Origin of the sequence: Veillonella nakazawae, assembly GCF_013393365.1 — a bacterium.
In the GTDB taxonomy this organism is placed as follows: Bacteria; Bacillota; Negativicutes; order Veillonellales; family Veillonellaceae; genus Veillonella; species Veillonella nakazawae.
Genome location: NZ_AP022321.1, coordinates 193,806 through 205,991 on the forward strand (window position 1 = coordinate 193,806; position 12,186 = coordinate 205,991).

At 42.1% G+C, this 12,186-nt stretch carries 8 protein-coding genes; 6 read left to right on the plus strand and 2 right to left on the minus strand.

Going from position 1 to position 12,186, the window contains the following annotated elements; genetic code table 11:
• Positions 1-64: 64 nt before the first annotated feature.
• Complete coding sequence (locus tag VEIT17_RS00750; protein ID WP_178884237.1) at positions 65-1,309, plus strand: M20 family metallo-hydrolase; 1,245 nt, start codon at positions 65-67, stop codon at positions 1,307-1,309.
• Positions 1,310-1,465: 156 nt separating this feature from the next.
• Positions 1,466-2,719, plus strand: a complete 1,254-nt coding sequence (gene dcuC, locus VEIT17_RS00755) for a C4-dicarboxylate transporter DcuC (RefSeq protein ID WP_178885977.1) — start codon at positions 1,466-1,468, stop codon at positions 2,717-2,719.
• Between the two features lie 184 nt (positions 2,720-2,903).
• Here the strand turns inward: dcuC and VEIT17_RS00760 are convergent, their stop codons facing one another.
• Both VEIT17_RS00760 and VEIT17_RS00765 read right to left on the minus strand, forming a co-directional pair.
• Complete coding sequence (locus VEIT17_RS00760) at positions 2,904-4,082, minus strand: MFS transporter (protein WP_178884239.1); 1,179 nt, start codon at positions 4,080-4,082, stop codon at positions 2,904-2,906.
• A 49-nt stretch (positions 4,083-4,131) separates the two neighbouring features.
• Positions 4,132-6,345 carry an SEL1-like repeat protein gene (locus VEIT17_RS00765; RefSeq protein WP_178884241.1) on the minus strand — a complete coding sequence of 738 codons (2,214 nt, stop codon included), beginning with the start codon at positions 6,343-6,345 and terminating at the stop codon, positions 4,132-4,134.
• A gap of 591 nt (positions 6,346-6,936) precedes the next feature.
• Between VEIT17_RS00765 and VEIT17_RS00770 the strand changes: the two genes are divergently transcribed.
• The 4 genes from VEIT17_RS00770 (at position 6,937) to trpCF (ending at position 12,064) form a co-directional block, all read left to right on the plus strand.
• Positions 6,937-8,406: an anthranilate synthase component I family protein gene (locus VEIT17_RS00770; protein ID WP_178884243.1), complete on the plus strand. Its 1,470-nt coding sequence runs from the start codon at positions 6,937-6,939 to the stop codon at positions 8,404-8,406.
• Positions 8,406-8,972 (plus strand): anthranilate synthase component II, encoded by a 567-nt coding sequence (locus VEIT17_RS00775; protein ID WP_119206233.1) that lies wholly within the window; start codon positions 8,406-8,408, stop codon positions 8,970-8,972. The genes VEIT17_RS00770 and VEIT17_RS00775 overlap by 1 nt, the downstream gene beginning before the upstream one ends.
• 578 nt (positions 8,973-9,550) lie before the next feature.
• On the plus strand, positions 9,551-10,561 hold the full coding sequence (gene trpD, locus VEIT17_RS00780) for an anthranilate phosphoribosyltransferase (RefSeq protein WP_178884245.1): 1,011 nt from the start codon (positions 9,551-9,553) through the stop codon (positions 10,559-10,561).
• Between the two features lie 3 nt (positions 10,562-10,564).
• A complete protein-coding gene (trpCF, locus tag VEIT17_RS00785; RefSeq protein WP_178884247.1) occupies positions 10,565-12,064 on the plus strand; it encodes a bifunctional indole-3-glycerol-phosphate synthase TrpC/phosphoribosylanthranilate isomerase TrpF in 1,500 nt (499 codons plus the stop codon).
• Positions 12,065-12,186: the final 122 nt, after the last annotated feature.

Sequence of the window (12,186 nt, forward strand, 5' to 3'; positions counted from 1 at the left end):
ATAGAAATATGTATAGTGGGCTATAAGTTAGATGTAATATGGGGATTAGATTGTGAGGTGTTATATGATTAGACGAGAGCGATTAGCTAAGGACTTTGATTCTATGGCACAGTTGACTGCACCTGGTGAAGGTATAAATCGTCTAGCTTTCACCGATTCTGATTGGGAAGGTCGCCAATATATCATTGACCGTATGACTGATGCGGGCTTGAGTGTTGAAATAGATGATTTCGGGAATGTTATAGGCTATAAGGTTGGTAAGAAACCTGAGCTACCGATTGTCATGGTTGGTTCTCATACGGATAGCGTACCTAATGGGGGCAATTATGATGGTGTTGTAGGTGTATTATCTGCTATCGAAGCGGTTCGCAGTATGACTGATGATGGTTTTGAACATGACCATACCATTGCAGTGGTGGACTTTATGTGTGAAGAGTCTAGCCGTTTTGGAGTGGCTACATTGGGCAGTAAAGCTATGCGCGGTGAATTGACATTGCAAGATTTACAACGCTTAGTAGATAAACAAGGCATTTCCTTGTATGACGCATTAAAAGAGCGTAATTTAAATCCAGATGCTATTGAGCATATGGAATATAAGAGACCTGTAAAGTCTTTCACAGAAATTCATATTGAACAAGGTAAAGTGTTAGAGTACGAAGCTAAGCCTATCGGTATTGTAACGGGGATTGCTGCACCAGAACGGTTCTATGTAACCATTCGTGGTAATGCGGATCATAGTGGGGCCACACCAATGAACTTGCGTCATGATGCACTCTGTGGGGCTTCTAAAATCATTCTCGGCATTGAGGAGATTGCATCCATGCAAGAAGAGCCTCCAGTAGTGGGTACAGTCGGTGTAGTAGAGGTTGTGCCAGGAGCGATGAACGTTATTCCTGGGGTCGTTAAACTGGGCGTAGATATTCGCAGTATTTCTAAGGTGGCCCGAGATTCTGTAGTTACCCTCATTAAGGAATTTATTGATGTTATTGCAGAGAAACGAGGCTTATCCTATACGATTGAGCCTGTTGCACAAGATTATCCGGTGGCGATGCATTCAGCAATGATTCGCGAAATTGAAGAGGCTGTTCAGTCTGTAGGCGTAGACTATATGACTATGCCAAGCGGTGCTGGTCATGATGCCATGCATTGGGCTGATGATGTTCCTACAGGAATGATTTTTATCCCATGCCGCGAAGGTATTAGCCATAATCCGGCTGAATTTGCAGATATGGATGACATCGTTACGGGAGCTAAGATATTAGACACGGTGCTAAGAAAGCTTAGCTTAGAAAGTACTAAACTTAACTAGGTTGAGTATTGTGGAATATTTGAGGTGGATATAATTTAGTTAGATTTGTGTTAACTAGCTAAGATATCATATTTTACGTGGTTAGAAGGATGTATTCCGTAATAGAATGGCAGAGGATACTTGCGATTGGTAGGGAATACATGGATTGGAGAGATTATGGTTATTGCTGGTATTGTTATTGTAGTGGCGACGTTTATTGCCATTATTAAGCAGTTTGAAACACGGCTTGTGTTGTTATTATCGGGCTTGTTAATGTGCTTTATTGGTGGACAGATTGGTGCTGGTACGACAGCCTTTGTAAAAGAACTTACAAATCCAGGTCTTGTACCAACCATTTGTACAGTGCTTGGTTTTAGTTATGTTATGGAATATACAAAATGTACAGAGCACATGGTATATTTCATCTCTGCAGGCCTTAAAAAGATGACTAAAATCATCATCCCTGGTGCTGTTATTATTACGTTCTTGATCAACATTGCGTTGCCTACAGCGGCAGGCTGTGCAGCTGCAGTAGGTGCTCTATTAATTCCTGCACTTATTCGCTCCGGTGTACATCCAGCGATGGCAGGTTCCGCTATTTTCTTAGGGACTTGGGGTAGTGCATTGAGTCCTGGTCTTATGTTTAACCCTCAAGTAGCACAACTCGCTGGTGAAGATGTAATGACCGTTATCGCGAGTTTCTCTATGCAAGCCATTATTGGCATTGTCGTAGCAGCTATTTTGCTCAATATCGTAGCTATTGTTAAAAAGGAACATACAGGATATGTATTAAAAGATGGTAACGAAGAAGAAGGCAAAGAATTTAAAGTAAATTATTTATATGCTATCATCCCAATCATTCCGCTTGTATTACTCGTACTCGGTAGTAAACAAGTAGCGGTAATTCCAGAGATATCTGTTCCTGTATCTATGCTCATTGGTACAGCTATCGGTATTATTGCTGTACGTCCGAATGTAACGGAAGCAGTTAAGAAATTCTTCCGCGGTACTGGCGATGGTATGTGTGATGTAGTCGGTCTTATGGCTGCGGCGGCAGCCTTTACTGCGGGTATGCAGTACATTGGACTTACAAATGCACTCATTGATGGTATGAAGAACTCTCAACAAATCGCTCAAATTGGCGCAGCCTTTGGTCCATTCTTATTAGCTGTTATCTCTGGTTCTGGTAATGCGGCAGCCCTTGCGTTTAACGGAGCTGTAACACCTCATGCGGCAGACTTTGGCTATGGTATTATGCAACTCGGCTCCATGGCTCAATTAGGTGCTGGCATCGGTCGTAGTATGAGTCCCGTAGCAGGCGCAGGTATCATCATTGCTGGCCTTGCAGGTATTAACCCTATGGAAATGGCAAAACGCAATGCTGTACCATGTATTATTGCTACAGTAGTGATTATGCTCTTGTTACTATAATTAGATTAAAATGTAGCTGTAAAATTATAAATTCATAAATTACAGGTATATTAAAGACGTTAAATTTTAGAATACATAATAAAAGAACCCTATTGTGATCAAAATGAACTGCACCCCAAAAATTGTGTCCAATTTTTGGAGGTGCAGTTCAATCATGATAGGGTTCTATTTATATGTCTTTATATTATTTAAGTTTGAAGCCAATCCAGAGAGCGGAAATAATAAATAAGCCACCGCTAACCCAGAATAGGGTAGTAAAGCCTAGCCATGCCATAAGGCTAGCACCACCAACAGACCCTAAGAAATAACCAAAAAACAAACAAGACTGATTATAGGAAAATACTTGGCCTGTAAATTCTCGAGGCGTTTTTGAAGAGAGGTAAGTGTTTAAGGCAGGCAACATGCCACCTAAACCAAAACCTTGTAGGAACCTGATGATTGCCAGTTGATATACATCAGAAACATAGGCTTGAGGGATATTTAGAATCCCTACATAAATAAGAGATACTACTAATACTTTCCGTGGCCCAATCTTGTCGACTAATTTACCCAGTGGAGAACTACTCATAAGTTGAGCAATACCCATAGCGGAGAATACAGCGCCTGCAATAAATGCTAGATTTTCTGTATCACTAGGAACGATTCCCTTAATATATACAGAGATAACAGGTTGTAAGGACATGATGCATATTGCATAGATAAAGGACGCTACACATAATGCGACAATACTATTAAATTCCGGTATTTGCTCTTTCAACTTACGGATGGAAAGTTTTTCAGGATTCGGTTGTGGTACATAATTTTCATGGATGAATATAGTAGCCAGCACACCAGCTAAACCCATGAGCGCACCGACGATGATGAAGTCATTGCGAATGCCTACTGTATCAGCAATATATCCACCTAATAAAGGCCCTATTAGTGAACCAGCAAGATTAGCAGATGCTAATAATCCTAAGGCCCAACCCGTCCGCTCGATAGGTGATTCTGAAGCTATTAATGTAATTGATGCCGAGTAAAAGCCACTTACTAGACCTTGGATGAGCCGGATTAAAACAACCCCTTCGGGTGTAGTTTGAAAAGCAATTAATACATTGCATAATGCCATGCCAAAGCTAGATCGTATTAATGTAATTTTACGACCTTTTTTGTCCGCAACACGCCCCCAAAATGGTGCTGCTAAGCAAACGATTATATAGGTTGCGCCAGTGGCTAACCCAGACCATAAGGACATAGCTTCTGGAGTTTGTACGCCTAAATCATGAAAGTATAAAGGCAGAATTGGAGCTAACTGGCTTACACCAAAGGCTGTACAGAATACACAGACTAAACTGATGTATACCGTTCGTTTCCATGTTTCCAACGTATCCCTCCTTTCTTAGTTTTAGTATGTTCTTAATAAAATAATATCCTTATTTCTTTTTAATTTCATCCCAATCGCTTAAGTCAGGAAGCTTATTGCTAGTTATAGCTTCCTGAATCCAGTAGTTGATGGAGGTTAAGTTGCAAGACTCTCGTTCAAAGCCATATACGTTGTCTTCATCTACAGTGGCATAGAGTCGAATGCGTAAGTTTTTACCTTTTGCGCGCTCGATGTAATAGCTAATACATTGATCATCAAGGCTAGAAGGGCGAACCTCAATAATATTATACTTGCCATTCGCTACGCCTTCTAAGGCATCCTTAATCATTTGGTTTGGATATTCATATTGATTGAGGTAGAAGATATCGTTGTCACAAGTTAATACATATTCTCGTGGAGGCGTAGTGTTTTTGTACTCTTTCTCCCAGCTTTCATCAATAACAGGCAATGTAGCATTATCATAGAAGTTTTTAATTAATGCGAGACCTGCAGGAATGGACATCTCCTTGAAGTATCTCATTTCATATACCCTAGGATCCACGTTTTCATCCTGTCTGCTAGTATCCTCAATGTAGCCGTATAGATAGATAGTACAAGAGTTTTTGTCTTCATTATGGAACATAACGATACTGTACACATCGTAAATTACGTTTTCTATGGATTGGCGGTTATCATAGATGATAAAACTGAGGTATTTTTGTGTATCCCATTCGCGCTCGATGAAATTCCAGTCGTATTTATTAGTACGCCAACCAGTAGTAGAGTCCTCGAAGATTTCTAATACATCTACGGAGTTTTGAGGCCATGCAGGTGGCATAGGATTACATGTTGTAGAAGATTGCTGTATGCCTTCTTTGTACTGATAGTGTCCATCAACGAGTTCAAAGGCTTCTAATCGTTCAGAGGCTTCGTCAGGAATTGCCAACGGCTTACCAGTACCAAAACAATTATCATTTATTGTGTTGAGACGATTGATGCTTTCACGAGCATGCTCGTAGAACGTAACGGCTTGGTCTAAATCAGGTTCTTTTGTCATGGCCCCAATTTCGTAGCAATAGCCGGCGGCCAGTTGCCATAGATGGTCCGCATAGTCATAACTACCGTATCTATCGTAACATTTGCTAGCCTGATTGACGCACTCTATGGCGGTTCTTATGGCAGGGGTATTACCTTTTTTGAAAGTAAATACATAAGCGAGATATGGCCAAATACCATCGAGAGTGTAAATAGCTGGTTGTTGTAATAAGTGAGCGATGCGAGACCAGTCTTGAGACTGACCATCGATATTCAATGTGCGAAGAATGATGGCTTGCATTGTAACATAAGCGTGGTCGTTAAAGTCTAAATAATCTGGGCTTATAGCAGCACGCTCGTAGTATCTGAGGGCCTTTTGAATATCTTGAGGAATTCGTTTGTTAGACTCACATGGTTTTGCATAGTACTCGGCAGCTTCACGCAAGCACATGCCATTATTCATGGTTACGCCACGCTCAAAATATTCGAGAGCTCGTTCATGCTCCCCGCGAGACTTACAAATATCGCCAGCTAAATACGTCATGAGTGGCAAACCTGCTGCAGCCCCTTCAAAAATAACTTGTTCTTCCATTGCCTTATTATTTTGCTCGGCATAGGTAAGGCGCAAGTTGCGGTACGCAATGACAAGGCCTGCCGCTGCGGATTTATGTAACCATTGCTGCGCAATGGCGGTTACTTTATTTGCCAATCTATGTTGATCTACTTGTACAAATAAAGATTTTAAAAAATGAACAACACCGGATGGTTCACCTTCATTAACTATCTTTCGTGCAGATGGCAAGAACTGGTAATCTCCCCATTGGAATACATTGGCAATGGCATAGGCACAGTAAGAACAACCCTTTTGGGCGCCCTCATAGACGTGCTGGAATGCTTGGTCCTTCGTCATAGGCAACTCTTTTTCAATAGTTGGTGTAAGGGCACCAGAGGTACGCATAGCTTGTAAAATAGCGATGGCACTGCCTTTGCGAATAGCTGTATGTAAATAACTATATGCCTTTGTGTCATCCTCAGGAAAGCCTGCTTCAATCCAGGTGAACTGAGGGCCGGAATAGACGCGCGCCAAAATAGCATACACATCGCCAATACCAGGAATCTTTTGGCCTTCCTCGTCAAGTTTCACAAGGGTATCAAGCTCAGCCTTGCCCGCCCAAGCTATATCTTTATTACACTGGTGGAATATTTTATTGAAAGACTGCTGTATTTGATCAGTGAAATAAAAACTCATACTCTCTCCTTCGCATAATAATCAGTAGAAGCTGATAACATATGTAATTTCAGTATACTATTAGTATTTAGAGGAACACAATATAAATATTCTGAATTTGGAGGGGACTAGGGAAATCAGTAATTGGATTATATATGGGTATTAGGTGATGAACAAATGTAAGGATAAGGTGAAAGTTGAGATTTTTCTTGACTTTCATTCTATAGAAACATTATAATCAGATTATAATTTTATACTCGCCTAAAAGAAACCGATGAGGTGGAGATAAAAATAGGAAATGCACTCACAGAGAGCGGGATTAGCTGAGAACCCGTAGTACGCAGCTTATTAAATGGACCACCGAGGGCGCATGGAACAGAATGAACTTTCATTCCTAGTATGGTGCGACGTCACACGAGCGTTAGTCGTGAGGGATATGTTAGTATCCTGCGAAAGAGGAGTGCGCTGCATTCAAACAAGGTGGTACCGCGATTTATAGCATAATACAAGTATTTTCTAATACTCTTGTAAAAATAGAACTATAGACTCGTCCTTGACGTTATATTGTCATGGGCGAGTTTTTTTATTGGCCAACGCCAGATGGAGGTTCTCATGATTTTTCCTAGTTTAGACCGTGTGAAAGCTATCGCACCGGGCTACGATATCGTGCCTGTATATATGGAAATTTTATCCGACGTACGGACACCGATTAGCGTGTTGAAAGCGTTAAAACAAGTGAGCAGTCATACGTACTTGCTTGAAAGTGCGGATAATAGTAATCATTGGGGCCGTTACTCCTTCTTGGGCTATGATCCTAAGATTGAACTCTTCTGCAAAAATCATCAAATGACTATCAAAGACGGTACAACGCGTACCTTTGAATGCTCTGACCCAGCTGCAGAGATTCGCAATATTTTGAGCCAATATAAAAGCCCTCGCTTAGAAGAATTACCAACATTCACAGGTGGCTTTGTAGGGTATTTTGCTTGTGAATATATCCGCTACATCGAGCCAACATTGGATTTCCCAACACCAGATGATGACTCTGCGATGGTAAACGATGTAGACCTTATGCTCTTTGATAAGGTTATCGCATTCGACCATTACAAAAATAAAATCTACTTGATTGCTAACATCAGTACAGACGATTTAGAACGTAATTACAACAAGGCTGAGCTTGAACTTAAAGCACTAGCTGATCTCGTAGTAAACGGTAAAGAGGCGGACATTCCAAAAGGCATTCTTAAAACAGAGTTTACCTCTGAGTTTACAAAGGATGAGTTTGAAGCAGTTGTTAAAAAGACACAGCACTACATCAAGGAAGGGGATATCTTCCAATGTGTTGTATCTAACCGCCGTGAAGCTGAGTTTGATGGTAGCTTGTTAAATGCGTACCGCGTATTGCGTACATTGAACCCATCGCCATACATGTTCTACCTATCTGGTGGTGATGTAGAGCTTACAGGTGCTTCTCCAGAAACATTGGTAAAATTGACGGATGGTAAGATGTACACCTTCCCAATTGCAGGTACTATGCGCCGGGGTAAAACCGAAGCAGAGGACCTCGCTATTGAAGAAAAACTCATTAACGACGAAAAAGAGTTGGCTGAACATAATATGCTTGTTGATCTTGGTCGTAACGATTTAGGTAAAATTGCTAAATTCGGTTCCGTACAAGTAGAGGCGTTACATATGTTGCAACGTTTCTCCCACGTAATTCATATTACATCTACTGTAAGCGGCGACATTCAAGATGGTAAAGATGCTCTCGATGCTATCGGTGCTACATTGCCAGCAGGTACATTGTCCGGGGCTCCTAAAATTCGTGCTATTGAGATTTTACATGAACTTGAAAAAAGCCCGCGCGGTGTATACGGCGGCGCTGTAGGTTACATCGATTTCTCCGGTAACATGGACGTATGTATCGGTATCCGCATGGCCATGAATAAAGGTGGCAAAGTCTATGTTCGAGCTGGTGCTGGTATCGTTCGCGATAGTGTTCCTGCTAGTGAATATAATGAAACCTTGATCAAAGGCCAATCCATGATTTCCGCAATTACAGATGCACAGGAGGTAGAATAATGGTACTCCTTATAGATAATTATGATAGCTTCTCCTTTAACTTATACCAATTAGTGGGCTCTATCGATCCAGACATTAAAGTCATCCGCAGCGATGAATTAACAGTTGAAGAAATCCGCGCGTTGAAACCAGACTATGTGATACTTTCACCAGGCCCTGGCAGACCAGCTGATGCGGGCGTATACGAAGACCTATTGCGCGAATGCAAAGGCGAATTCCCAATCCTCGGCGTATGCCTTGGTCACCAAGCCATCGGCGAAGTATTCGGCGGCACCGTTTCCTATGCAAAACAAGTTATGCACGGCAAACAAAGCGTAGCCAAACAAGTACACCCATCTAAAATCCTAAAAGGCGTACCTGAACAATTCGAAGTAGCACGCTACCACTCCTTGGCAATCATTGACGAAACCATGCCAAGCGAACTCATCGTTACATCCATTACCGACGACGGCGAAGTAATGAGCGTAGAACACAAAGACTACCCAATCTACGGCGTGCAATTCCATCCGGAATCCATCATGACACCGAACGGGGAACAAATGATTCGCAATTTCTTAGAAAAATAAACTACAGCCTAATTTATGTATCGAGGGGCTATTTATAAGTCCTAGAACGATAGAGCGGAAATAAGGTCTCTCGGAACTCCAAGTGGCCACCGCCCCACTACGTGGGGCCGCCAAGTCGTTCCTTAAGACCTTATTTCCTGCCAACTCAACCTTGCAGGACCTATAATAGCCCCTCTACAATACATATATCGAACAGTAACTATATTTTTCTAAAGAAATATGCAAATCATCATAAGGGAAAAGAACGGCTACGCCGTTCTATCTTCCCACCTCTTATAAAGAAATGACCTGTGCGTTACTCCATATAATGCGCAGGATCATTTAAGAGATATTGAATTGTTGTTCATTTTATTGTGCGTGTGACAGTGAGTAGGGCATATAAACGATTAAGTGTCCTAGTGTTTATGTGAGTTCACGGGGTTCTAGGCCCGACTTTGGCCCTGCGAAGGCCGCAGGCCGTAGTCAGACCCGGCCAGTGGAGGGCATAGGTCCACGTGAATCACATGTAGCATTAAGGCAGGTATATGCCCTATTAACGTGGAACCGAAGAAAATGAACAACAAGTAAGGAGATATACAATGATTAAAGACGCATTATATGCAGTAACGCATGGTCAAGATTTATCCTACGACCTTGCAAAAGATACAATGAACAAGATTATGAGCGGTGATGTAGCTGATGTGCCTATGGCAGGTTTCTTGTGCGCCTTGGCGGCAAAGGGCCCTACTGTAGATGAGGTTACGGCTTTTGCTGAGGTTATGCGTGAGAAGGCTGGTTCTGTGCCTCATGCAGGTACTGTTGTGGAAATCGTAGGTACTGGCGGCGACGAAGCGAATACGTTCAATATTTCTACTACATCTGGTTTTATCATTTCCGCTGCAGGTATTCCTGTAGCAAAGCATGGTAACCGCAGTGTATCTAGTAAATGTGGTGCTGCTGATTTGATTGAAGCCTTAGGCGCTAAGTTAGAGCTTAATGGTGAACAAAATGAGGCAGTCCTCAACAAAGCAAATATGTGCTTCATGTTTGCTCCTGTATATCACCAAGCTATGAAATATGCTGGCCCTGTACGTAAAGCGTTAGGTGTTCGTACTGTGTTCAATATCCTCGGACCTTTGGCAAACCCAGCAGGTGCTACTGTAGAGTTGATGGGCGTGTACGATAAATCTTTAGTAGAACCATTGGCTCGCGTGTTGGCTAATCTTGGCGTTAAACGCGGTGCTGTGGTACACGGCTTTGATGGCCTTGATGAAATTACGGCTACCAACAAAACGTACGTATGCGAAATTAATAATGGTGCTTTCACAAGCTACGAATTCGATCCTAAGGAATACGGGTTTGACTATGCAGACAAAACAGAGCTTGAAGGTGGCGACGCTACGGTAAATGCTGAGATTACTCGCCGCGTTCTCGGTGGTGAGCAAGGTGGTAAACGCACAGCTGTTCTTCTAAACGCTGGTATGGCGATTTACCTTGCGAAAGAGGGCCTTACATTAGCAGAGGGCATTGAAGAGGCGAAAAACATGATCGATTCTGGCAAGGCTTTTGCTACAATGGAACAATTTGTGAAAGCAACGCAAGAGGTATAACCATTGATTTTAGATAAGATTGTAGAGGCTACCAACATTCGGGTAGCCCAAGAAAAACAGGTGGAATCGCCTGAGGCTGTAAAAGCAGCGGCGTTGGCGTTACCATCTGATACAGGATTTCCTTTTGGAGCAGCCCTTCGTCAGCAAGACTTTAACTTCATTTGCGAAGTGAAGAAAGCATCTCCATCTAAGGGCATTATTGCTGAACATTTCCCGTATTTAGACATCGCTAAAGAATATGAGGTTGCTGGTGCAGCAGCCATCTCTGTACTGACAGAGCCAGACTTCTTTAAAGGTGATAAAAAATATCTCCAAGAAATTGCAAGCACTGTCAAAATCCCTGTACTTCGTAAGGACTTCATCATCGATGAATACCAAATCTACCAAGCAAAGGTATGGGGCGCTAGTGCAATCCTCTTAATCTGTGCATGCCTCGATGTACCAACATTGACCAAGTTCCGTGAGTTAGCGGACTCTCTTGGCTTGTCCTCTTTGGTAGAGGCTCATGACGAAAAAGAAGTGCAAATGGCTATTGATTGCGGTGCCCGTATTATTGGTGTTAATAACCGTAATTTGAAAGACTTTACTGTAGATGTACAAAATAGTGTGCGCTTGCGCAATCTCGTTCAAGACGATGTGATCTTTGTATCTGAAAGCGGTCTAGAAACGCCAGAGGATATCCAAGTATTGCGGGATAACAATATTGGAGTAGCATTGATGGGTGAAACCTTCATGCGTTCTCCTAACAAGGTTGAAAAGTTGGCATATCTCTATGGGCCCACATACTACACGCCAAATGTTAAGATGTGCGGTATTTCTAAGGTAGATACAATCCCTGCTGTAGTAGAGGCGAAACCAGATTACATGGGCCTTGTATTCGCGCCAAGCAAACGACAAGTCACTGTGGACGAAGCTAAAATATTGGTGGAAGAACTCCATAAGCAATATGCAAAAACATATGGTGCAGTTGAAGTGCCAATGAATGCTGAAACAGCACAAGATAGTAAGGAATTTGTCCAAGAAAATCCTAATTTTGAGAACATTAAAACGGTAGGCGTCTTCGTCAATGAAACACTAGATAACCTCGTTACAATCGCTAAAGAAGTCAATCTTGACGCAGTGCAATTGCATGGTGATGAAGATGAAGCTTTCATCCAAGCTCTGAAGGAGAAAACAGATGTAGAGGTTTGGAAGGCTGTTCAAATCTGCAGCCCTGCAGATGCAGAGGCGTGGATCGATAGCAGTGCCGATATGCTGTTATTTGATGCGTACCATAAGGATGAACGAGGTGGTACGGGCGAAGTGTTCGACTGGTCTTGTTTAGATGAGTTTGAACGTCCATTTATGCTTGCAGGTGGTATCGACAGTACTAACGTGGCGCGTGCTATTCGCACAGTTCGCCCTTACGGTATAGATATTAGTAGCGGTATTGAAACAGATGGCGTGAAGGACGATGAGAAAATTAAAGCTTTCACCAACATTGTGAGAACAATAGCTCACTAAATCACAAAAAATACATAAATCTAAGATATAATAATATTTTAGACACATCCGATGGAATTCATCGATTGTTGAGATAGATGCCAATAGTAACGCTATATATGGCGTACTAGCAGGAATGGTAT